At 50.2% G+C, this 24081-nt stretch carries 21 protein-coding genes and 1 other RNA gene; 4 read left to right on the forward strand and 18 right to left on the reverse strand.

Annotation, left to right across the window (positions count from 1 at the left end; translation table 11 throughout):
* Positions 1-242: 242 nt before the first annotated feature.
* Both KCG48_RS15080 and KCG48_RS07260 read left to right on the forward strand, forming a co-directional pair.
* On the forward strand, positions 243-680 hold the full coding sequence (locus KCG48_RS15080; RefSeq protein WP_408004706.1) for a transposase family protein: 438 nt from the start codon (positions 243-245) through the stop codon (positions 678-680).
* On the forward strand, positions 653-2011 hold the full coding sequence (locus KCG48_RS07260) for an ISL3 family transposase (RefSeq protein WP_211800934.1): 1359 nt from the start codon (positions 653-655) through the stop codon (positions 2009-2011). Before KCG48_RS15080 ends, KCG48_RS07260 begins: the two co-directional genes overlap by 28 nt.
* Positions 2012-2122: 111 nt before the next feature.
* On the opposite strand, the gene KCG48_RS07265 is transcribed toward KCG48_RS07260, so the two are convergent.
* From KCG48_RS07265 to ssrA, 3 genes are all read right to left on the reverse strand, one after another.
* Entirely contained in the window at positions 2123-2635 is a 513-nt protein-coding gene (locus KCG48_RS07265) for a hypothetical protein (RefSeq protein ID WP_211800935.1), read from the reverse strand.
* A 318-nt stretch (positions 2636-2953) separates the two neighbouring features.
* A complete protein-coding gene (locus KCG48_RS07270) occupies positions 2954-3334 on the reverse strand; it encodes a DUF1428 domain-containing protein (protein ID WP_211800936.1) in 381 nt (126 codons plus the stop codon).
* Positions 3335-3618: 284 nt separating this feature from the next.
* Positions 3619-3969: a transfer-messenger RNA gene (ssrA, locus tag KCG48_RS07275) on the reverse strand.
* Positions 3970-4160: 191 nt separating this feature from the next.
* Here ssrA and KCG48_RS07280 point away from each other — a divergent pair.
* On the forward strand, positions 4161-4838 hold the full coding sequence (locus KCG48_RS07280; protein ID WP_211800937.1) for a GDSL-type esterase/lipase family protein: 678 nt from the start codon (positions 4161-4163) through the stop codon (positions 4836-4838).
* Between the two features lie 40 nt (positions 4839-4878).
* Here the strand turns inward: KCG48_RS07280 and rnr are convergent, their stop codons facing one another.
* The 10 genes from rnr to KCG48_RS07330 form a co-directional block, all read right to left on the reverse strand.
* Positions 4879-6996, reverse strand: a complete 2118-nt coding sequence (gene rnr, locus KCG48_RS07285) for a ribonuclease R (RefSeq protein WP_211800938.1) — start codon at positions 6994-6996, stop codon at positions 4879-4881.
* A 161-nt stretch (positions 6997-7157) separates the two neighbouring features.
* On the reverse strand, positions 7158-9176 hold the full coding sequence (locus KCG48_RS07290; RefSeq protein WP_211800939.1) for a sodium-translocating pyrophosphatase: 2019 nt from the start codon (positions 9174-9176) through the stop codon (positions 7158-7160).
* Positions 9177-9236: 60 nt separating this feature from the next.
* Complete coding sequence (locus KCG48_RS07295; RefSeq protein WP_211800940.1) at positions 9237-10211, reverse strand: alpha/beta hydrolase; 975 nt, start codon at positions 10209-10211, stop codon at positions 9237-9239.
* 73 nt (positions 10212-10284) lie between these two features.
* On the reverse strand, positions 10285-10515 hold the full coding sequence (secG, locus tag KCG48_RS07300; protein WP_211800941.1) for a preprotein translocase subunit SecG: 231 nt from the start codon (positions 10513-10515) through the stop codon (positions 10285-10287).
* 200 nt (positions 10516-10715) lie between these two features.
* On the reverse strand, positions 10716-12008 hold the full coding sequence (eno, locus tag KCG48_RS07305; RefSeq protein WP_211800943.1) for a phosphopyruvate hydratase: 1293 nt from the start codon (positions 12006-12008) through the stop codon (positions 10716-10718).
* A 52-nt stretch (positions 12009-12060) separates the two neighbouring features.
* A complete protein-coding gene (gene gpmI / locus KCG48_RS07310; protein WP_211800945.1) occupies positions 12061-13590 on the reverse strand; it encodes a 2,3-bisphosphoglycerate-independent phosphoglycerate mutase in 1530 nt (509 codons plus the stop codon).
* 62 nt (positions 13591-13652) lie between these two features.
* Complete coding sequence (gene tpiA / locus KCG48_RS07315; RefSeq protein ID WP_211800947.1) at positions 13653-14399, reverse strand: triose-phosphate isomerase; 747 nt, start codon at positions 14397-14399, stop codon at positions 13653-13655.
* 11 nt (positions 14400-14410) lie between these two features.
* Positions 14411-15604, reverse strand: a complete 1194-nt coding sequence (locus KCG48_RS07320; protein ID WP_211800949.1) for a phosphoglycerate kinase — start codon at positions 15602-15604, stop codon at positions 14411-14413.
* An 86-nt stretch (positions 15605-15690) separates the two neighbouring features.
* Positions 15691-16713, reverse strand: a complete 1023-nt coding sequence (gap, locus tag KCG48_RS07325; protein ID WP_211800951.1) for a type I glyceraldehyde-3-phosphate dehydrogenase — start codon at positions 16711-16713, stop codon at positions 15691-15693.
* A 31-nt stretch (positions 16714-16744) separates the two neighbouring features.
* Positions 16745-17785 (reverse strand): sugar-binding transcriptional regulator, encoded by a 1041-nt coding sequence (locus KCG48_RS07330; protein WP_211800952.1) that lies wholly within the window; start codon positions 17783-17785, stop codon positions 16745-16747.
* Between the two features lie 334 nt (positions 17786-18119).
* On the opposite strand from KCG48_RS07330, the gene zwf reads away from it, so the two are divergent.
* A complete protein-coding gene (zwf, locus tag KCG48_RS07335; RefSeq protein ID WP_211800953.1) occupies positions 18120-19580 on the forward strand; it encodes a glucose-6-phosphate dehydrogenase in 1461 nt (486 codons plus the stop codon).
* Positions 19581-19692: 112 nt separating this feature from the next.
* Here zwf and KCG48_RS07340 read toward each other — a convergent pair whose 3' ends face one another.
* The 5 genes from KCG48_RS07340 to KCG48_RS07360 all read right to left on the reverse strand — a co-directional run bounded on the left by KCG48_RS07340 (position 19693) and on the right by KCG48_RS07360 (position 24053).
* A complete protein-coding gene (locus KCG48_RS07340; protein WP_211800954.1) occupies positions 19693-20529 on the reverse strand; it encodes a hypothetical protein in 837 nt (278 codons plus the stop codon).
* Between the two features lie 172 nt (positions 20530-20701).
* Positions 20702-21355 carry an NAD(P)-dependent oxidoreductase gene (locus KCG48_RS07345; RefSeq protein WP_211800955.1) on the reverse strand — a complete coding sequence of 218 codons (654 nt, stop codon included), beginning with the start codon at positions 21353-21355 and terminating at the stop codon, positions 20702-20704.
* 137 nt (positions 21356-21492) lie between these two features.
* The gene (gene trxB, locus KCG48_RS07350; protein WP_211800956.1) at positions 21493-22419 is read right to left on the reverse strand and encodes a thioredoxin-disulfide reductase; all 927 of its coding nucleotides are present in this window, start codon (positions 22417-22419) and stop codon (positions 21493-21495) included.
* Between the two features lie 155 nt (positions 22420-22574).
* Positions 22575-23408 carry a DegV family protein gene (locus tag KCG48_RS07355; protein ID WP_211800957.1) on the reverse strand — a complete coding sequence of 278 codons (834 nt, stop codon included), beginning with the start codon at positions 23406-23408 and terminating at the stop codon, positions 22575-22577.
* 108 nt (positions 23409-23516) lie between these two features.
* The gene (locus tag KCG48_RS07360) at positions 23517-24053 is read right to left on the reverse strand and encodes a tryptophan transporter (protein ID WP_211800958.1); all 537 of its coding nucleotides are present in this window, start codon (positions 24051-24053) and stop codon (positions 23517-23519) included.
* Positions 24054-24081: the final 28 nt, after the last annotated feature.

A 24081-nucleotide genomic window follows, 5' to 3' on the forward strand; every position in this document is an offset into this window, starting at 1 on the left:
TCTATGGCTGCCAGAACGGCAAGCGGATCATCGATGACCACATGGTGAGACTCGTGATCAGCGGAGAATTAAGTTAAAAAGATGGCCAGCTCAACACACCGTTGAACTGGCCATCTTCTCCAGCAAACTTCGGACGCCTTATCCCGTCAGGTTTTGGACGTCCAATGGTTCTTTCCGAAGTTAGTTGATAAATCTATATAAATGAGTTATAATATAGTTAATAACTATATTATAGGACGGTGATGTCTTTGGAAGAACTCATAAAACTTCTTGATAACCATCTGACTCTTTTATCCACCGATTTTCAGGAGGATACCATCTACCTGTTGGTCGAGTCCACGTTGAATGAGGTATCTTGTCCATTTTGTGGAACGCTTTCTTCCCGCGTACATTCTCGATATCTGCGGGAATTCCAGGATCTACCGCTGCAAAATCGGAAGACGATCATTCGACTCCATAACCGGAAGTTTTTTTGTGATAATCCGAACTGCACTCATCGAACTTTTGCAGAACCCTTTACCTTTATCCGACCAAAATCCAAAAAGACGAATCGATTAATCGAAGAAATCATTACCCTTTCTAAAAGTATGAGTTCCATCTCGGCAGAAAAATATCTTCGGAAAAATGTGGTTCGGGTTGGCAAATCCACGATTTGCGAGCTCTTAAAAAAGGGGCGGTAATTATCGATAAGCTTGCTCTTCGGATAGCTTGCATCGATGATTTTGCTTTCCGAAAAGGCCAGCGTTATGGCACGGTGCTGATTAACGTAGAAACCCGAAAAGTGGTCGACATCCTGAATTCTCGGGACTTTGATGACGTGAAACGTTGGTTGGACGAGTTCCCGAATCTGCAAATCGTAAGTCGGGACGGTTCCATCACCTATCGAAAAGCCATCAGTGCAGCGAATGAGAATATTATCCAGCTGAGTGACCGGTTCCATCTGATCAAAAATCTTACAGAGTATGCCAAGGGATATCTCAAGAGGACCCTTCCTGCCTATGTTCTTGTTGAAGACATGTCACGTCCACAAGTCGAGCACCAAGATCTTCCTCGACTTCGAGAGAAATATCGCTATGCCAACAAATGGGAATTGATCTTAGCCGTCCAAAAGATGCGAAGTGACGGGTTTACCCAGAACCAAATTGCGGCAGTCTTCCGCTTGGGCAACCGCACTGTCGCAGCTTATGCGAGAGTCCTCCCTGAAGAACAAGCAAAGTATGAGGCTATCCCCATCATAAAGTCCTCGATTGCCGAAAATGAGAGCGTAAGAGCGAGCAAAATCCGAACCATCCAGGAAATGAAGGCGGAAGGCTATACAAAGATGAAAATTGCCGATGCCCTGGGCATTAGCGAACGGACTGTCCGTCGTATGCTAAATGCGGATCCTTCTGGAAAACACGGAAGGACCGGGTCCAAACGAGAGAGTAAGCTAGATCCCTATAAGGAAGAGATCCTGGAGATGTCCGCAAAGGGACAGTCCAGTCTAAAAATCTGGAAGAATCTCCAAGCGAGAGGGTACACCGGAGGCTCGGCAATCATCCGGGACTTCTTGCAGAAATACCATATTGAAGCGACCACGGGTCCCACTACGAAATCCAAAACACAGATTCGGATTGATCGACAATCGCTGATTGCCTTGCTCTATCGAGATCGAGCCCTCATCAAAGATCTCCGCGAAGACCACTACCACCACATCCTAAACTACTACCCGGAGATGGAAAGAGTTCTACAGCTCTTGAAAGAGTTTAAAGCGATACTCCTGGGAAAAAACAGTCACCTGCTCCAGAGCTGGAAACAGTCCCTCGCCGAACTAAATATTCCCGAACTGAACAGTTTCCTTGTGGGGGTGGAAAAAGATGAGGAGGCGATCCGAAATGCGATCATATTCCCCTATAGCAATGGCCTCGCAGAAGGAACCGTGAACAAAATCAAAGTGATCAAACGAATCATGTTTGGCCGATGCGGATTTGAGATGTTGAGAAAAAAGATCTTGTTAAATAATATCAACTAACTTCGGAAAGAACCCGTCCAATCGTAGCAGTAACACTTCAAGTAAGGGTACTTGTTCGTAGAGTGTGGCCCAAGCATAACAAAACGATGCATATGTCGAATAAAATTTACCTCAACTTACGAAACAAAGTATTCTGTACTTTCCATTGATCTCATAAGCAAATACATCACCGCTTCGAAATAGCGGAAGTTTTTCTGCGTTGAATCTTACATATTTCTCCATTGGTACTTTGCGCTTCTTGATTTTTCCTCTTGGTGTAGATAGCGAATTCAAAAATATCTCAAGTTTTTTTTGACGCAACTTCAAGTCACTTTCTGTTGCTTCTAATTCACTGTAAAAAACGATATTTTCACCGGACTTGATAATGCACGAGATTTTCTCCATGACCTCATCTGATACGCCCCCACACATCCATTCAGCCTTCCCTATGGCAAAATAGACATCATGAAGAATCCCGTCGTTGCTGTCAAACTCCTCCAAATATTCATCTAAGATGTCATTTCTGATATTGGAAAGTGGTTTTCCTTGGTCGTACTCTTCCATAAATCTTTCATAAATTTCGCAATACTCGTCGCTTTGTACTATTCCCATTCCCCAAACGCCCATATTTACCACCTTTTTCAATTCATGTGTACTAACGTCATATTACTTTGAATAAATCAATAATAATACTAATCTTATGGTTAAAATTATTCTAAGTACTATGAATCTTTTCTTTGGGAAAGATTTCATGTATTTACCAAGCGACACTCTTATACGTTATAATCAATGAAAAGGAGTATGAGGTAGTGTTTAAATCAAGATACTGAATATATCTCGATATTCGAAACTTCACCTGGCGAAAGTACAATATGTAGATACAACTCACACCCCCCTACCTAGTTTTCAATGATCTCAAGGTAGGGGGGTGGAAAATCGATTTTTTAATTTTTATACTATTCTTTAACCTTCTACTTCGACTTGGAAACCACCATACGCCATTCGCTTGATGTCAAAAGGCATCAACATATCTGTCATTCCATCCATTTGTTTGTCCATTTCTTCCATCATCTTCGCATTAACTTCATCTCGGTGTTCTTTTGACTTAAAAACGATAAAAGAAAACCATACTGTTTCATCATTCTTTGCTCCGGCCATTTCCGGAAAAGTACGTGCACTTCCTCCGCCCATATCTTGTGGAACCATATCATTTCCACAACACTCATAATATTCTAAGGCACCAAGCTTCATCCAAATATTCCGACCCTCTTCGGCCATTTTCTTATATTCTTCAGTTTTATCATTTGGCACGACCAATACAAATCCGTCCACATATTTCGCCATTTTACTCAACACCTTTCTTCTAAAATAGTATTGTAAATTAGTATATACAATAATGTTTTACAAAATTGTATTGTATTAAATGACATTTATCAAGGCGATCGACATGACGAAACTGTAAATTTGATTTCATAATTGAAGGTCGCATTTAGTAATATTATTTGAAATATCTAAATTGGTAATAATGGATATACAATCTCAAAAACAGAAGAAGTTATGATTCTAGACTTTTTGTAAAACAAAAACCACCTACTGATGAATAACTCATCCATAGGTGGTTTCATAAATGGTGGAGATGAGGGGTGTCGAACCCCTGTCCGAAAACCGTCAAACCTGACTTTCTACGAGTGTAGCATCGTAATCAAATTTCCCTTCTTTGGAGGTTACGTGCAGACTCCAAAGTTGGTAGCTTCATGAATCCCGTTTCTGAGGCAAAGCTTACTCAGACTCGTTTTTCCGCTAATCGGCGCTCTAGTCCCAGGCAGCGGACATCCCGGGTAGAACGTAGCAGACTAAGCTGCTAGTGCAAAATTATCTTCTGCGTTTACATTATGCCATCGTTGTTTAAAGAAGGACCATGACTTCCTTCTACTCGCTTATCAAATCCTCCGTGTCCCCGTCGAAGCCAATACATCCCCGTGTATTGCACTAGTATCATTATAACGGGAAATCCTTAAAATACAATAAAACTCCGGAAATAATCCCGTGACCGCCTCAGATGAGGTTCTTTATAAATATCACCTCTTCTGCTTCAGCCTCTAAAAATTCGCAATTATCCATAAATAATCTGTTAATAAATATTTAACTTTTCAGTGAGATAGTGTAGAATATGGCTAAGGATAATCTTTATCGGGTGGTGAGGACCATGAAGCTTTTGATCATAGGCGACAGTTTAGTGACCGGCTACGGCGTACCTTCAGGAAAAGCCTGGCTGGATCTCGTGCAGCAAGGCTGCCAGCTGAGTATTCTCAATAAAGGAATCAATGGCGATACCACATCGGATGTCCTCGTCCGTTTTTCGGAAGACGTCCTAGCCCATCGTCCGGACACGGTATTCATCCTGGCCGGAACCAATGATGCCTTGCGGGGAAGAACCGCTAACTTCATTTACAACAACGTCCTGGAAATGATTCGCCTGTGCAATGAGAACGGTATCCAGCCCATTCTCATCCTGCAGCCGAACATCCTCATCGAACCGGCGGAAAAAGCCCATGAGGATGAGACCGGCGCCTGCACCCAGGCTTCTCACACACTGAAACGCTATCGAAGACTCATTGAAGATTACTGCATTGATGAACACATCGATGTCATAGACTTCAGCAAAGCCTTTACGGAAGCCGATCTCAGCATCGAACCTGAGCGCTATTTCTATGACGGCATCCACATGACGGAAGCTGCCCATAAAAAAGTGGCAGACAAGTTTATGTACAAGTTCAATGTGATCCTCCTTCAACGGAAACAGACGGGACTCATCATCAAGATCGATCCCTTATCCAGCGGCAAATAGCACATGGCGGTGAATCTTCACCGCCATGTCTTTTTTTATTCTACTCTTCTTCACTGCTGATTTCGAAGAAAATCTCATGGGTATCCAAATTCACATTGGACACCAACACGGTGATCTTCTCGCCCAGGGAAAACTTCTTTCCATTATGTTCCCCGGTGAGGGTCATGTATCGCTCATCATAGACGTAGTAGTCATCGTACATGGCCGTGATGTGGATCAGCCCTTCAATGGTATTGGGCAATTCCACAAAGAGCCCAAAGCTGGTGACGGAAGAAATGATCCCTTCGAAGGTTTCCCCCAGATGACCATGCATGTACTCCGCTTTCTTCAGGGCATCCAGTTCCCGCTCGGCGTCTACGGCAACGCGCTCCATTTCAGAAGCCTGTTTCGATGCGTCAGCAACAAAGGGGATCAGGAGACGAGCCCGTTTTTCATCAATGCCCCCATTGAGATACTCTTTGATGATCCGATGGATGGCCAGATCCGGATAACGACGGATGGGCGAGGTAAAGTGCGTGTAGTATGTGGCCGCCAGACCAAAATGACCGATGTTTTCCGGGGCATACTTTGCCTGCATCATGCTTCGAAGAAGAAGCTTGGAGAGCACGGGCTCCTCATTCTTTCCCTGGACCTTCTCCAGGATTTCCTGGAGGATCTTTGGCTGGACACCGGCAAAGAGCTTCACCGGGTAACCCAGGTTAAAGGAGAACTCCGTAAAGGCCTTCAGCTTCTCCGCATCGGGCTCCTCATGGATTCGGTAAATAAAGGGCAGATGGGTCCAGAACATATGCTCAGCCACCGTTTCATTGGCCGCCAGCATGAACTCCTCAATCATCCGGTTGGAGATTTCCCGAGGATAGAGGGATACGGAAACAGGCTTGCCCAGTTTGTCCAGCTCAATCTTGCTCTCCGGGAAGTCAAACTCAATGGATCCTCTGCGATGTCGCTTGGCTTCCAGGATCCCCTGGAGCTCCTGCATGTCTTTCAGCATGGGAATAAAGGGCTCATATTTTTCCAATGCGCCGCCTCGCTCCCCTTCCAGGACCTTCGTCACTTCCTCATAGGTGGCTCGAAGCTTAGAAGAGATCACAGACTCGTAGATCTCATGTTCCACCACTTGCCCCTTTGCATCGAAGATCATATCGCAGCTGAGGGTCAGCTTTGGCTCAAAGGGATTGAGGGAGCACAGATTATTTGACAGCTTCTTCGGCAGCATGGGAATGACGAGATCCAGAAGGTACACGGACGTCGCCCGTTTGAAGGCCTCTTTGTCGATGGGACTTCCCTCCCGGACGTAGTGGGTAACATCGGCAATGTGGACGCTGAGCTTGAACTTGCCGTCCTTTAGCCGCTCCACCGATACGGCATCATCCAGATCCTTGGCATCGGCGCCATCAATGGTCATGATGGACGCATGGCGCAGATCCCGGCGTCTGGCCAGTTCCGCTTCGGGAATTTCCTCGGGAATCCGGTCGGTATACCCCATGACCTTGGGTGAAAACTCTTCCGGCAGGTTGAATTTCTTCACAATGGTGAGAATATCCACACCCTTGTCCCCTTTTTTCCCCAGAATTTCTGTAATCATCCCCTCCGGGTTTCTGCCCTTCTCCGGCCATTTGGTGATTTCCACCACCACCACATCCCCGGTTTCCGCAAAGTTCCGATGCTTCTTGTGGATAAAGATATCATGCTTGATCTTCTGATCCTCCGGAAGAACAAAGCCAAAGGCTTTTCCTTCCTCATAGACGCCGATGACCTTATTGTTTTTCCGTTCCAGCACCTGAAGGATTTCTCCTTCCGCCCGCTTGGTTCCTGCGGTTTCCCGAAGGACTTTCGCCTGAACTTTATCGCCGTTCATGGCGTCTTTCATGGCATTCTCCGGGATAAAAATATCCCCCAGGCCTTCGCCGCGGAACACAAACCCAAAGCCCCGCTTATTCACATCCAGGCGACCGCTGTAGACCCCATAGGGCTCCGGAAGGGCAATTTTTTCTTTTTTAAGTTTAATAACCAGGCCTTCGCGCACCATCTGCTCAATCACTTTCCGAAGCTCCTTGCGCTCTCCTTTGTCCAAACCCATGGCATCCGCCATTTCCTCGGTGTTTAGGGGCTTGTACTGGTGTTCGCCCAGCATGGTCATTATTTTTTCACTTAACATTCGTACCTCCAAATCCGTCTTCTTTTGAAGACAGAAACATGTTCTCATAGTAAGAGTATACTCTAAAAACATCAAGGTTTTGCCATTGTCCAAAAAATTAACGAATTCTGTACAAAAGAATCCAAGGGAAAAGGCAGCCCGAAAGCTGCCTTTTTGCACGATTAATTCAGGATCTTCAGAAGCAGTCCGCCGTACTCCAGAATTACCGGAGCAAAGACTAAAGAGACGATGGACATGAGCTTGATGAGAATATTCATGGAAGGTCCTGCGGTGTCCTTAAAGGGATCCCCCACCGTATCGCCTACCACACCGGCTTTATGGGCCACGCTGCCCTTTCCGCCGTGTTCACCCGATTCGATGTACTTCTTGGCATTGTCCCAGGCTCCGCCGGCATTGGACATCATGATGGCTAGAAGGACGCCTGTGACCACCGCCCCGGCGATGAGGCCGCCTAAGGTCTCTGCGCCAAAGACCAGCCCCACGGCCACGGGAATGACCACCGCGAGAATTCCTGGCATGATCATTTCCCGCAGGGAAGCCTTGGTGGAAATCTGAACACAGCTGTCATAGTCCGGTTTTCCCGTACCATCCATGATGCCGGGAATTTCCCGGAACTGGCGGCGAACTTCCGTCACCATCTGGTTAGCCGCCTTTCCCACAGAGTTCATGGTCAGCGCGGCAAAGAGGAAGGGGAGCATACCGCCCAGGAGAAGACCCACAAGGCTCATGGGGTTCAGAAGATCAATGGATTTCAGGCTGACGCTTTCGGCATAGGAGGCAAAGAGCGAAAGGGCAGTCAGCGCCGCGGAACCGATGGCAAAGCCCTTTCCGATGGCTGCCGTGGTATTTCCCACGGAATCCAGCTTATCGGTGATTTCTCGAACTTCCTTGGGAAGATCAGCCATCTGGGCAATGCCCCCCGCATTGTCCGCAATGGGTCCGTAAGCATCCACAGCCACGGTGATCCCTGTGGTGGACAGCATGCCCACCGCCGCCAGCGCGATACCGTAGAGTCCGGAAGTGGGATTTCCCATGCCGCCCATGACAAAATAGGAGACCAGGATGCCCACGATAATGAGAAGGGTCGGAATCATGGTGGAGAACATCCCCACACCAAGTCCAGAAATAATATTGGTGGCGCTGCCGGTGACCGAATCCAGGGCAATGGTTTTCACGCTCTGGAAGTCCGCCGAAGTGTAGATTTCCGTCACCCGTCCGATGAGGATACCCACCACAAGACCGATGGCCACGGCAAAGAATGCCTGGAAGCCGTCGAAGATGAGGTAACTCACGATGAACGTGCCGATGATGACCAGAAGTCCGGCTACATAAGTTCCCAGGTTAAGGGCTTTCTGAGGATTTTCCCCATTGCCCTTGCTAGCGATGATGATCCCCACGATGGAAGCGACGATACCCAGGGAGGTCATGACCAGGGGGAACACGGCCCCATAGCGGCCCAGAACGATGTACCCCAGGGTTACTGCTGAAATGATGGAGCCCACATAGGACTCAAAGAGATCCGCGCCCATACCGGCCACGTCGCCCACATTATCCCCCACGTTGTCGGCAATGACAGCAGGATTTCTGGGATCATCCTCGGGGATTCCCGCTTCTACTTTTCCCACCAGATCTGCCCCCACATCGGCGGCTTTGGTGAAGATTCCTCCGCCCACTCGGGCAAAAAGCGCGATGGACGAAGCGCCCAGGGCAAATCCCGTGAGGCTCTTGGTATCCTCCGGAAACACCAGCAAAAGGAAACCGATGCCGATGACCCCAAGGCCCACAACGCAAAGCCCCATGACCGCACCGCCGGAGAAGGCGATCTTCAGCGCACGGCTCTGGCTGTGCATTGCCGCTGCAGTCGTCCGCACGTTGGCCTTCGTCGCCACAAACATCCCAAAATAGCCGGCCAGGATGGAGAATACCGCTCCCACCACAAAAGCCAGAGCCGTTTTGAGATCAATGGCCCAAAGAAGAATGACAAACACGACAACGATGAAGATGGCCAGATACTTGTACTGACTCTTTAAAAAGGCCAGAGCCCCATCATGAATATACCCGGAAATTTCCCGCATCCGTTCATTTCCGCTGTCATAGCGGCGGATCTTCACCACGATGACAAAGGCTGAAATGAGCGCGAGCAAACCCACCAGGGCGGTGACAATAAATACTGTTTCCATAAATCCCCCTTTTTATCCCATAAATCTCAAAGGTGAAAGACACCTCATGTTAGTATGATATTATCGTTTACAGAGAAATTCAAGGACCTTTGTGATGAATACATCAGATAGGGGCAAGTCAGGATCACTGTAGGTGGCAAAATTCCCCTGGGGATCCTCGGGAGCATCCTTCAGGATATGGTTCATTCCGGGGACGACGAGAAGTTCAGCAGCTGGGTTGACTGCCTTGAGCTTTTCCGCATCTTCCACCGGAACCTGCAGATCCCGGTCCCCGTGGAGGATGAGAACCGGAACTTTCACGGAAGCCATAACTTCCCGGGGATCATAGGAAAACCAGCTGATCAGATAGGGCTGAACACTGGGGCGAAAGATGGAGAAAAGGTTCAGGGGAACTTTAGGGATCAGTCTTCCCTGCCTGAGCTCCTCCACCAGCGGCACACTGGCTTCATAGAGATCCGGTGCCTGGACCTTCAGCTGTGAAAGGAGAAGCTCATCCGCGGGAACAGCAGTCCCTGCCACGGAAATCAGAGCCTTCACCGCAGGGCTTCGGGAAGCTGCCGCAGCGCCGATGAGGGCACCCTCGCTGTGGCCCAGGAGGATGATCTGGCTGAATCGGGAATCCTTCTGGTATTTCTCCACCCAAGCCAAGACATCGGTGATGGAATCCTCGAAGGTGAGATCGCTTTCCTTGACTAACAGCCCTTTGCTCTCGCCAATGCCCCGCTTGTCATAGCGCAGACTGGAGAAGCCCTCCTCGCTCAGCGCTTCCGCAATCATCTTCAGACTGTTGTTCTCCCCTGCCTGGGGATTGTTCCCGTTGCGGTCCGTGGGACCAGACCCCGGGATGAGGATGACCAGAATCGGTTTTGCTTCCTTTTGGGGCATGCGCAGCGTCCCCTTCAAATCCCCATTCTTCACCGCCACGGTCACATTTTCTTCCTCCGGCGGTAGGTTACCTTCAGGACTTTTCGGGGAACAGCCGCTTCCCAGGAAGATCCCCAAGAGCAGCACAGGGATGAGCCAATGAATTTTCACGATGATTCCACCTCCCAAATCTATTCCATAAAAAGCAAAATGCTGCCTGTTCTCCAGGCAGCACGATCCATTTCTAGATAATATTCATTACGATGGTATTCACAGCAAACAGAATGGCGACAATGACGGTGAGCCGCTTAAGCAAGGCTTCCCCTGTTCTTGTTCTGTTCTTGCTGAAGAATGTGTCCTGGCCGCTTCCTCCGGTGAGTCCCTTAAGGCCGTCGGATTTGCTCTGCTGAACCATGACCAGACCGATCATGACGATGGCAAGAATGAATTCAACGATGATCAAAACAGTTTCCATAATATCCCTCCTGTTCAACTAACATCTTATTCTATCACACCTCGCCCGTCCCGACAAGAAAATGTGATGAAAACCAAACGGTTTCCCCGATGGTTTCACCTCATCTTAGCATAGATTTCCTGCGGTGACCATGACATTTCCCTTGACGAGGATGGAAAAAGCCTCCGGCCATAAAACCGGAGGCTTTCATCAGGGTGAAATTACTTCAGATTGAAGAAACCTGTACGGCCTCTGTACTGAGCCACTTCATCCAGTTCCTCTTCAATTCTGAGGAGCTGATTGTACTTGGCTACACGTTCGCTTCTTGCAGGAGCGCCCGTCTTGATCTGTCCAGCGTTGAGGGCCACAGCCAGGTCGGCGATGGTGGAATCCTCGGTCTCTCCGGAACGATGGGAGATCACGGCCGTGTATCCGGCTCTGTTGGCCATTTCAATGGCATCCAGAGTTTCAGTGAGGGATCCGATCTGGTTCAGCTTAATGAGGATGGAGTTGGCAACGCCGCGCTCGATACCCATCTTCAGTCTTTCCACGTTGGTGACGAAGAGATCGTCGCCCACGAGCTGAATCTTCTTGCCCAGCTTCTCGGTGATGAGCTTCCAGCCTTCCCAGTCCTCTTCAGCCATACCATCTTCGATGGAGATGATGGGGTACTTTTCAACCAGCTCAGCATAGTAGTCCACCATTTCAGCAGGAGTCAGCTTGCGGCCTTCACCAGCCAGGTTGTACACGCCATCCTGGAAGAACTCGGAAGAAGCAGGATCCAGGGCAATGAAGAGATCCTTTCCAGGAACAAATCCAGCCTTCTCAATGGCTTCGATGATGATCTTGATGGCATCTTCGTTGGAGTTCAGGTTAGGGGCAAAGCCGCCTTCGTCGCCAACGCCCGTGGAAAGTCCCTTGGACTTCAGCAGTCCCTTTAGGACGAAGTAGGTCTCGGAGCACATCTGCAGAGCCTTGCTGAAGCTTTCAGCGCCCACAGGCATGATCATGAACTCCTGAAGATCCACGTTGTTGTCGGCATGGGATCCGCCGTTGATGATGTTCATCATGGGAACAGGAAGAGCCTTGGCATTGACGCCGCCGATGTATTGATAGAGGGGCAGTCCCAGGGATCCTGCAGCAGCCTTGGCCACAGCCAGGGATACGCCCAGAATGGCGTTGGCGCCCAGATTGCTCTTGTTCTTGGTTCCGTCCAGTTCGATCATCAGCTTGTCGATGTAGGTCTGATCAAAGACATTGAGGCCGATGATTTCAGAAGCGATCTCGGTGTTGACGTGATCCACAGCCTTGAGAACGCCCTTTCCGTTATAGACGCTCTTGTCGCCGTCTCTCATTTCCAGTGCTTCAAAAATACCGGTGGATGCTCCTGAGGGAACTGCGGCTCTGCCAACGGTTCCGTCTTCCAGGTATACTTCGACCTCGACGGTGGGGAAAGCTCTGGAGTCCAGAATCTGTCTAGCAATGACGTCTACGATTTCTACGTACTGTTTCATGGATGAATTCCTCCTTATGGAATATCTATTCTTTCATTGGGGAAAGCTTTGGTTAGACGAGAAGGGAATTTCCGGTCATTTCTGCCGGGATCTCCAGTCCCATTTCTTCCAGCATGGTGGGGGCCAGGTCAGCGAGTCTTCCGCCGTCCTTCAACACCTTCGTTGGCTGGTTGGTCACATAGATCAGGGGAACCGGATTGGTGGTGTGAGCCGTCATGGGGCCTCCGGTGACGTAATCGATGAGCTGCTCGGCATTGCCGTGATCAGCGGTGATAAATACGGTACCGTCTTTTTCCAGAACTTTGTCGATGACCCGCTTCATGTAGGTATCGATATCTTCCAGGGCTTCCACCACGGCTTTCATCATGCCGGTATGTCCCACCATGTCAGGGTTTGCATAGTTTAAGATCACCAGACCGTAGTCTTCCTTGTCCATGGCTTCGATGACCTTATCGGTCACCCCTTCCGCACTCATCTCCGGCTTCAGGTCATAGGTGGCCACCTTGGGGGAAGAAACCAGAATTCGGTCCTCACCCTCATTGGGAATTTCCACTCCGCCGTTGAAGAAGAAGGTCACATGGGCGTACTTCTCGGTTTCCGCGATTCTCAGCTGCTTAATGCCCTTGTCGGCAATGTACTTGCCCAGGGTATTGTTGAAATTCGTGGGGGTGAAGGCCACATGGACGTTCTCCAGGGTCTTGTCATACTGGGTCATGGTGACATAGGTGAGGTCCAGATTTTCCCGCTCAAAGCCATGGAAAACCTTGTCGTTGAGGGCTCGGGTCATTTCTCTTCCCCGGTCAGGCCGGAAGTTGAAGAAAATCACTGAATCTCCGTTCTTCACAGTGGCTGCAGGGGCCCCTGGAGCACCGATGACGGCGGGAACGATGAACTCGTCCGTGACCTCCTGGGCATAACTGTTACTCATGCAGTCATGGGCTGTGGGGAAGAACTCACCTGTCCCGTAAACCAGCGCATCATAAGCCTTTTTCACGCGATCCCAGCGGTTGTCCCGATCCATGGCGTAGTAGCGGCCACTGACGGTGGCAATTTTGCCCACGCCGATTTCTGCAAAGTAGCGCTCCAGATCATCAAGGAAATTGATTCCTGAAGTGGGGGAAACGTCCCGGCCGTCCATGAAGGCATGGAGGTAGACCCGGTCAAGTCCCCGATCCTTGGCCAGTTTAAACAGGGCTTTGATGTGTTCGATGTGGGAGTGAACTCCGCCATCGGAAACCAGCCCCATGAGGTGGAGATCCGTCCCGTTTTCCCGGGCATGGTCCACTGCCAGGATCAGTTTTTCATTGTTGAAAAAATCTCCGGTTTCAATTTCATGGGTGATTCGGGTAAGCTCCTGGAAGATGACTCTTCCGGCGCCGATGTTCATATGGCCCACTTCAGAGTTTCCCATCTGCCCTTCCGGCAGACCCACAGCCATGCCGCTGGCGGCAATGGTGGTGTGGGGGTAGTTACCCCAGTAGTAGTCATAATTGGGCTTGTGTGCTGCCATGACGGCATTGCCCAAGGGATTGTCTGTGAGGCCGAATCCATCAAGGATCATCAGCATTACAGGTTTTTTCATGGTTATTCCTCCAGTTTGATCTGCAAATTCCGTATCACCATGATCCGGAGGTTTGGCAAGGTCTAAAAGTTCACGATTTTCGCAAAGTCATCGGCCACGAGACTGGCTCCGCCGACCAATGCGCCGTCGATATCCGACATCCCCATCTGCTCCTTGATGGTGCTGGGTTTGACGGATCCGCCGTACTGAATCCGAACAGCATCGGCAATGGCCGCGCCGTAGAGATTCATGACCATGTGACGGATCGCGCGGATCGTCTCATTGGCCTGTTCGCTGGTGGCTGTTTTTCCCGTGCCAATGGCCCAGATGGGTTCATAGGCAATGACGGTTTTCAGGGCATCTTCCGGAGAAATCTCCAGAAAAGCCTTGTTGATCTGATTTTCGATGACCGCATCCGTGGTGCCGGCTTCCCGGTCCTCCAGGGACTCGCCCACGCAAAGGATGGGCAGAAGGCCATGGCGATAAGCGGTTTTCAGCTTCAGATTCACCGTTTCATCGGTTTCGTTGAAGTACTGTCGGCGTTCCGAGTGACCAATGATCACATACTCCACGCCCAGAGCGGTGAGCATCGACGGGGCGATTTCCCCTGTGTAAGCTCCCTTCTCTTCAAAATGCATGTTCTGTGCCCCAACCTTGATGTTGGTGCCTTCCAGTTCCTTGACCAGAGCCGGCAGATGAATGTAGGGTGCACAAATGACCACATCGGCCTCGGCATCCTTGACCAGAGGAGTCAGCGCCTTGGCCACAGCCACAGCTTCATCCACGGTGTAGTGCATTTTCCAGTTTCCGGCGATAATTGGCTTACGCATATTCGATCCTCCTACTTGTCGTTCAGTGCAGCGATACCGGGCAGAACGGTTCCTTCCAGGAATTCCAGGGAAGCTCCGCCTCCGGTGGAAATATGGGTCATCTTGTCCCCAAAGCCCAGAATATTCACCGCTGCGGCGGAGTCTCCTCCACCGATGACCGTAGTGGCATCGGATTCGGCCATGGCTTCAGCCACCTTGATGGTTCCCTTGGCAAAGTTCTCGAATTCGAAAACACCCATGGGGCCGTTCCAGATGACGGTCTTGGCGCCCTTGATGGCATCGGCATACAGATCAGCGGTCTTGGGTCCGATATCCAGTCCCATATAGCCTTCCGGAATATTGGCATCTTCGGTGACCACCGGTGCCGCATCGGCACTGAACTTGTCCGCAATGACATTATCCACGGGAAGAAGAAGCTGAACGCCCTTTTCCTTGGCCTTGGCAATCATCTCCTGGGCATATTCCACACGGTCGGCTTCCAGAAGGGAGGTGCCCACGGTGTAGCCCTGGGATTTGAGGAAGGTGTAGGACATGCCGCCGCCGATGATCAGGGTATCTACCTTGTCCAGCAGGGCATTGATCACATTGATCTTGTCGGAAACCTTGGCTCCGCCCAAAATGGCCACGAAGGGACGTACGGGATTGTTCACGGCTTCTCCCAGGAACTTCAGTTCCTTGTTGATGAGGTAGCCGGCCACGGCTGTGTCCAGATACTTCGTGACGCCTTCTGTGGAGGCATGGGCGCGATGGGCGCTGCCAAAGGCATCATTGACATAGATTTCAGCGAGGCTGGCCAATTCCTTGGCAAACTCTTCGCCATTCTTGGATTCTTCCGGACGGAAACGAGTATTTTCCAGAAGCATGACTTCGCCATCCTTCAGCTCTTCTGCCGCCTTTTTGGCATTCTCGCCCACCACCGTGTCATCGGCAGGGAACTTGACTTCCAGGCCCAGCAGTTCACTGAGTCTTGCCGCCACCGGCGCCAGGGAGGACTTTGCCTCCGGAGCCTTGGGTTTGCCCAGATGGGAGCAGAGAATGACTCTGGCTTGATGGTCCAATAGATACTTGATGGTGGGAAGAGCCCCTAAAAGCCGGTTCTCATCGGTGATCTTGCCGTCCTGCAGGGGAACGTTAAAGTCACATCGGACGAGGACTCGCTTTCCGGCGACCTGAATGTCTTCAATGGTCTTTTTATTGTAACTCATGATCTTCACCTCAAACTTATTTGTTCCTTGAAAAGGTCTGGCCACATAGCCAAGACTATCGGACCAGACCTTTATGCAGGATGATACTACTTCGCAGCGTCTACCTTGGCAATATATGCCACAAGATCCACCAGCTTGTTGGAATAACCCCATTCATTGTCATACCAGGCGACCAGCTTGACAAAGTTGTCATTCAGGGAAATGCCGGCGTCAGCATCGAAAATGCTGGTGCGGGGATCGTGGATGAAGTCGGTGGAAACCACAGCGTCTTCGGTGTATCCGATGATTCCCTTGAATTCGCCTTCAGAGGCTTCCTTCACAGCGGCCTTGATTTCTTCGTACTTGGCACCCTTCTCCAGTCTGACGGTGAGGTCCACAACCGAAACATCGATGGTGGGTACACGGAAGGACATTCCGGTGAGCTTTCCGTTCAGTTCAGGGATAACCTTGCCCACAGCCTTGGCGGCTCCGGTGGAGGAAGGGATAATGTTGGCTGCAGCTGCTCTGCCGCCTCTCCAGTCCTTCTTGGAGGGTCCGTCTACGGTCTTCTGGGTAGCGGTGGTGGCATGGACGGTGGTCATGAGACCTTCCACAATGCCGAATTTGTCATGGATAACCTTGGCCAAAGGAGCCAGGCAGTTGGTGGTGCAGGATGCATTGGAAATAACGTTCATGTCAGTGGTGTAGGTCTTGTGGTTTACACCCATAACGAACATGGGCGCATCTGCGGAAGGAGCGGAAATGACTACCTTCTTGGCTCCACCCTTCATGTGTGCCTGAGCCTTGTCGATGGTGGTGTTGATTCCGGTGCATTCCAGAACATACTCTGCGCCTACGCTGGCCCAGTTGATGTTGGCTGCATCCATTTCAGCGAAGACCTTGACGGTTTCTCCGTTGACGATCAGGCTGTTGTTGGCCTCATCCACTTCCACCGTGCCCTTGAATCCACCGTGTACGGAATCATACTTGATCATGTACACCATGTAATCCAGGTCGATGAAAGGATCATTGACACCGACAACCTTAACTTCGGGGTTCTCCAGTGCTGCTCTGAATGCCAATCTTCCGATTCTACCAAAACCATTTACTCCAACTAATACTTCTGCCATTGATAAATCTCCTCCTAAAATTTGGATTTATTTAAAACTCATTGTATTGAGATTTTAATATCTGCATCACTTTTCTTGCGGCCCCCTCATCGGTGACCAAGATGGCATTCTCATTGCCCAGACGCACGGCATCGATGGCTTCGGCCTTCGATGACCCTCCCGTCACGGCAATCAGGGTGCCCACATTGTTGTAATCCTCGAGGCGGATTCCCACGGAATTAATCTTCCGGATAATCTTGCCTCCCTTTCCGAAGTACGTACCGAAAGCTTCGCCCACGGCTCCTTCTTCAAGAAGCTCGGTTATTTCCTCCCGGGATAGTCCTCGGCGCTGGGCCATTTTATCTGCCCGGCCGATGCCTAGAACCAAAATCTGCGCTCTCTTAATGAGATCCACCACTTCCCGAATTTCCTTCTCTTTCAGAAGAACCTCCAAGGACTGGCTGCTGAGATTGTCTGGCACGTTAAGAAGTTTGTATGGCGCGCCTAGCTTTTCCGCCAAGGCTGCCACCAGGTTGTTGGACTGAATATCAATGATCTTCCCGAGACTTCCTCGGGCAGGAACAATGAGATTGTCCTTGAAATCCATCCGGGGAAAACTGTCCACCATTTCTTTGATGGTGCTTCCTCCCGTGAGGGCGATGATGTCCTTGTGCCGGATCATCCCGGAAAGGCACATGGCTGCGGCGTTGCCCAGCTCCCGTTTCACATTGGGATCTTTGTCGGAATCGCCGGGAACCACAATGATTTTCTTGTAGCCCAGCTCCTTTTTCAGGAGATTTTCGATATCCTCCAGTCCTTTGACCTCCGAGACGAAGGCCCGCAAACTGTTGAGCATCTCAATGCCCTGCTCGGTTAAGGTGACGCCGGGAAGCGACACTTCGATGAGATCCATGGACTTGAAAAAATCCAGATCTCCCCGAACAATTCGTTCTCCCAGTTCCAGCTTTGCCGAAAGAGTGCGCCGTCCGATGGGTTGGCTGTTGAAGATGGTTCTAAGGATAGAATACCGTCTTTCCAGCAAAGCGGTGGCTTCGGGAATGATCTTCTGCTGTATTTTCATAAAACTGTTCATCGTTCCACCCCTTGACGTTTATGTCCCACCACGTCATCTTTTGTCCCACAACCACATTATAACCCATATACTGTCATTTTAAAACATGTTTGCCGAAAAAAAGAGCCATTTCATGTAAATAAATGATTAACTATACCCGTTTTCTGTTAATAAATATTCTCCCTTGGGACAATTCTGTCACCCCAGCCTCTTGATTTGCAATGGTTTACGAAACCCGCTGACCCCTAAGCCTGGACTTCAATCTTTATTCACATTTCAGCCACGGGGCTATGGTATAATATTTCATCAGAAACCCATTTAATACAACATGAGGACTACGGTCCGGAGGATCGATATGATAACAGATGCAACAATACAAACCCAGATGATTATCTTCGGCGGAACGGGGGACCTGACCCACCGAAAACTCGTTCCTGCCCTGTTCCAGCTCCATCTCCACGGTTTTTTGCCCAAGGACTTCTCCCTGCTTTCCATCGGAAGAAGACCCAAAACCCATGGGGAATACCACCAGGATCTCTTGGATGCCACGAAAAAATTCTCCACCAAAGCCATTGATGACCAGGAATTTCTGGACTTTGCCAAAGCAATCTCCTATTTTCGCCTGGATTTCGACAATCCTGAAGACTACCTGCGCCTGAAGCAGACCCTGGAGGATCGTACCTCTTCTGATCCCGAAAGAAGCTTCCTCTTCTATCTGGCGGTATCTCCAGATTACTTCAGCCCCATAGTCGAAAATCTAGAGTCCAGCGGCATTCGGGCCCTGCCCTCCCTGTGGCAGAGGCTGGTCATTGAAAAACCCTTCGGCCAGGATCTGGACAGCGCCACCTTGCTGAACGAAAGCATCGCCCGGGTTTTCCCGGAGAAAGACATCTACCGCATCGATCACTATGTGGCCAAGGAAATGATTCAAAACATCAACATGCTCCGATTCCAAAACACCATCTTTGGCCCGGTGTGGAACCGGCACCACATTGACAATGTGCAGATCACCGTCCTGGAGAAAGAAGGCGTGGGGACCCGAGGGGGCTACTACGACCATACGGGCGCGTTGCGGGATATGGTGCAGAACCATCTGCTCCAACTCCTCGCCATCACCGCCATGGAGCCCCCCGTAAGCCTGGATGCCGACGATGTGCGCAATGAGAAGGTGAAAGTCTTTGAAGCCCTACGCCCCTTTGGTCCGGAGGATCTGTCCCACCGGCTGATCCTGGGACAGTACAGCGGTTATACCCAGGAAGATAAGGTTTCTGAGGATTCCACCACCGAAACTCTGGTGGCCACGAAGATCTTCATCGACAATGAGCGATGGCAGGGGGTCCCCTTCTATCTCCTCACGGGAAAAGCCATGAAAAACAAGACTGCCCAAATTACCATCGAGTTTCGAAAAAGCAACCCCTATACCTTGGATTTGGACAATCAGCCCAACATCCTGGAAATCAAGATCCAACCCGATGAAGGCATAACCCTCCATCTTAATGTGAAGAAACCAGGAGTCATGGACCAGATGACCATGGCGGAGATGGATTACTGCCAAAGCTGTCTTTATCTCTTCAACTCTCCCGACTCCTATGAGAAGCTCCTTCTGGATGCCATGAACGGAGACTCCACCCTGTTTACCCGATGGGATGAGCTCCAGCTCACCTGGAAGTACGTGGACTCTATCCAAAGCACCGTCAACGGAGATCGAAACACCCTGCTAAAGCCCTACAACGTGGGTTCCTTTGGCCCGGAAGAGCTGGACCGTTTTGTGGACAGTGGCGCCTCCACCTGGTGGTTCCAAAATCGAATTTATTAATTTAAAGTACCGAAGTCCATCCAGACTTCGGTGCTTTTTTGCCTGGAAATCCACCTCTGCTCAAATTTTAGCAAAACAAAAGAGATTCAGGTTTGCCCCGAATCTCTTCTACTCATTTCATGGATAGTTCTGGCAGATAGTTGGTCTGCATCACCGCTTCGCCGGAGATAAACCGGAACTTGGCGAAATTATACCGGTAGACAAACCCCTTGCTGTCTTCGATGAGGATGGTGAAATCCACGATTTCCGGGTCCTGGGTGAGGACCTTGAAATTCGTGACCTTCCCTTCATAGATCTGATTCTCCGGGGCTGCGCTTTTGGTTTTCTCCATGGGCAGCCTGGACAGTACCAGGCCATCCTTTTCAATGACAATGTCCGCTTTCACTACAGACAGGTCCATCAGCGCCGAGAAGATCACCTGGCTGCTGAAGGAAGTATTGAGTTCATGGGTGGTTTCATTGTACTTATAGGAAAAATCAAGAAGATTCATGGTGGAATCGCCGGTGAACTTGCGATACAGCATCGTTTCATCCACGAGATTTTCAATGCGCTTCTCGCCGTATTTCTCCACCACCAGATCAATCCGCAGGGGCTCCAGCACAGAGATGATTTTCTCGAAGGCGTAGGTGGTTTCGTTGAGAAGCTGCACTTCCACCAGTTCCTCCAAGCCCTCCACGGTTTCCACCGAAACAAAGACGTTGGACGAAGTGTCAATGTTCTTCAGCTTAAACTGCAGATTCAGCTGGGAGGTTTTCTTCTGGGCATCCAGAATATCCGAAAGACCCCAACTTAAGTCCTCCACCATGCTGTTCTCATGGGGGAAGTTCTCTTTGCTCACCACCTCGTAAACGGCTTTCTCCAGATTATCTTCCAAATACTGAAGCCGATTGGAGTTGGTGGTGGTGATTTTTTCCACCCGGTTCATGGCGACCAATAGATAAGCATTCATGCAAAAGGAGACCAATAGAAGGCCTGCCAATGCCATGATGAATTTCTGTTTCAATTTCCCCCGTTCCCCCTCTGTCCTGGGATTTGTCGATAATCGATGATCCCTTTCCCTATGCTATCACCAGTATACATGATCTGATTCCAGTAAAAAAGAGAAATTTGTCAATATTTAGCTAATAGGCTACAGTTATCCGCTGATTGCGTACAGTTTCGTCCTCAATGAGATCTGCTACAACGGAAGCAAAATCCTCTGCCGAGATAAAGGAGCGTCCGGAGGCATCCTGCAGGAGATGGTTGTCCTTCCCGATGCGGTACCCTCCCCGCTTTTCATCCGGATGAATTTGAGATGCCGGGCTGACGTTGATCCAGTTGAACTTGTTTCCCTCCAGGGAGGTATAGACCTCCAGGGCTTCTTTATGGGCCTTGGCGATGGCTTTGAAGCTTTCCGGAAAATCCGGTGAATCCATGAGCATTGTGCCGTCCGGGAGCAGCAGGCTTCCAGCTCCCCCCACGGTGATCAGTTTATCGATGCCGGAATCCTCGGCGATTTTGACCAGGTTGCGGGCAGCTTCGACAAAGGTTTCCGGATGGGCTGGATCCGGGTTAATCACGCTGATGAGCACCTCATTTTCCAGGGCTTTCACATGGCCCGTCACCACTTTACTGTCCATGACATCCCCTTCACAGGCGATAATCAGCGTACTTCCCGGCAGATCAAAGGGGTTGCGGGAGATGGCGGTAATCACATATTCCCGGGCAATGAGTTCCATCAGGACGCGGGAACCGATCATTCCCGTAGCGCCAATGATAGCGATTTTTTTATTCATCTATTCTTCATTCCTTTCCGTCTCTTTTGTGTGCTTTATGAGAATAATTCTCAACTCATTCTAATCCTTACAGAATCAAATGTAAATGGCAAGAAAAAGACCCTGCCATGGGAATACTCCCCAGCAAGGTCCTGACTTTACGCTTCTTCGCCCAGATATTTCTCACAGGAGATGGCTGCCACTGCCCCATCGGCGGCGGCGGTGACCACCTGCCGGATGGTGGTTTCCCGGACATCCCCTGCCGCAAATACGCCGGGGACATCGGTTCGCATATAGACATCGGTGATGATTTCTTTAAAATCATTCATCTTTACTTTTCCCACAAAGAGGTCCGAGATGGGCTCATAACCTACAAAGACGAAGACGCCATCCACCGGGAAATCTGTGACTTCTCCCGTAACAACATTCCGGATCTTTAATCCTGTCAGCAGTCCCTCGGTTTCCACCGCTTCCTCCACGACACTGTCCAGCAGGAAGTCGATCTTTTCATGGGCTTTTGCCCGGTCAACCAAATACTGTGCTGCCCGGAACCCCTGTCGGCGGTGAATAATCGTCACCTTGGAGCCGAACTTGGCCAGGTAGAGGGCTTCCTGGATGGCGGAGTCCCCGCCTCCGATGACCGCGATGGGAAGATCGGTGAAGAAATCCGCATCACAGGTTGCGCAGTAGGAGACGCCTCGGCCGCGAAGGTCCGCTTCTCCCTTGAACCCCACCATTTTGGGCGAAGCTCCCGTGGCAATGATGACGGTTTTTCCGAGATACTCCCCTTTGGTGGTGGTGATCTTCTTGATCTTATCCTGAAGCTCCACGTTCACGATGTCTTCCTTCACAAACTTGGTGCCGAAGGTCTCGGCCTGCTTGCGCATTTTGTCCGCCAGCTGCGGGCCGGTGATGCCGATGTCCGTTCCCGGATAGTTGTCCACTTCATAGGTCGTGGCTACCTGTCCGCCAAAGGAACCCTTTTCGATGAGCAGGGTGTCCAGCTTTCCCCGTCCGGCATAAAGCGCGGCAGAAAGTCCGGCGGGTCCACCGCCCAGAATGATCGTTTCATAAATATGTGTCATATGATCCTCCCCGATTGGTCGTCATGATCTCAAGTTACCTTGAAATGCTTTCTTTTATCATACCTTTTTTCAGTCCCTTTGTAAATAGATTGTGTTCAATTCAATTTTATCGCAACGAAAAAGGAGAGTTGCCTCTCCTTTCTTTTCCAAGATTCTTAGCTTAAGTAGAAAACCCCTGTGAGCTTTGGTCCTGCATGGACGCCAATGACGCAACCCACCTGGATTTCCAGATAGGACTGTCCCTTTTCCTCCAGGTGTGCACAGAGTGCGCGATTGGATTCGCTGTCTAAAGAATTGATGACCACAACCTTCGTGCCGGGTCTTACCTGGGCTTCATCCACAAAACTGAGCAGGGATTTCAGCGCCTTCTTGGTGCCTCGGGCTTTATCCACCATTTCCAGCTTGCCTTCTTTGAGGGAAATCAGGGGCTTGATGCCTAAAAATCCGCCAATGGCGCCGACCGATTTCGGTACGCGTCCGCCTTTGACCAGATACTCCATGGTGTCGAAGGTGACGAGCACCTTGGTGCGGCTGCAGTTTTCCCGGATTCCGGCCACCACTTCCTCATAACTTTTCCCGGCCTTGATCATCTCACCCGCTTCCACGAGGGAAAGAAGAAGTACGGCGGAAACACCCTGGGAGTCGATCACGGTAATATCTTCACTTTCCAGCATATCCTTTGCAATTTCCGCGGACTGAATCGTTCCGGAAAGAAGACTGGAGATATGGACGGAGATAATTTTGTAGCCTTCGTCAAGATACTTCTTGTAGGCATCATGGAACTCTTGGGGATTGACCTGGCTGGTGGTGGGGAAAGGTCCTCCGGCTTTTACGCCGGCGTACATCTGACTGAGCGTAATGTCCTGACCGTCTTTATAGGTCTTGTCCCCGATGTGGACATTGAGGGGCAGAACTTCGATATCATATTTTGACACCAGATCAGGGGTCAGATCTGAGGTGCTGTCGGTGATGAGCTTAATCTTATTCATCTTGTACCTCGCTTTATTCTGGGCGCCTTTGGATGCGCCCTCTCTTGAAATTCAGTATACAAGAAGCCCTTTGACCCTCAAAATATCCTCGAAAATCCTCAGAAATATTTAAGAATTGCTGGGGGTGGGGGATCCCAGTAGTTTCACATACCCTGCCCGGTCCATGATCCGCTGAAGAAGAAGGGCCATGAAGGTGTTGAGAATCGCCGTGGGGAGGACTACCCCCAGGAAGAGAGCGCCAAAGGACAGGGGGGCCTGACTCACGGCCAGTCCCGTCGCCAGGAAGATGCTTCCGCTGAGAATCGTTCCCACGGCAGCCACGAGAAGGGTCAGGGCTGTCCGTGCCATGCGGGGCTTCAGCAGTCGATAGCCCTGGAATACCAGCGCACCGGTGACGAGCTTGTCCACCAGGTTGGCAATCTGCCCCCCGGGGAAGGTGGTGGTCATGGCGGAAATCACACCACAGGCCAGGCTCACCGCCAGAACTTCACGATAACTGTCCATCATGAAGATGGAGAAAAACATCATGATCAGGAGAAAATCCATCTTCATCCCCCCAAGAAAGGGGATTCCGGGAACGAACTGATGAAGAAGATAGCCAATGGCGAGAAGGATGGCGGAGAGGGTAAGCTTTTTGACATTCATACTGATAACTTCCTTTCATTTTTGAAGG

This window comes from Proteiniclasticum sediminis (genome assembly GCF_018128025.1).
Classification (GTDB): domain Bacteria; phylum Bacillota; class Clostridia; order Clostridiales; family Clostridiaceae; genus Proteiniclasticum; species Proteiniclasticum sediminis.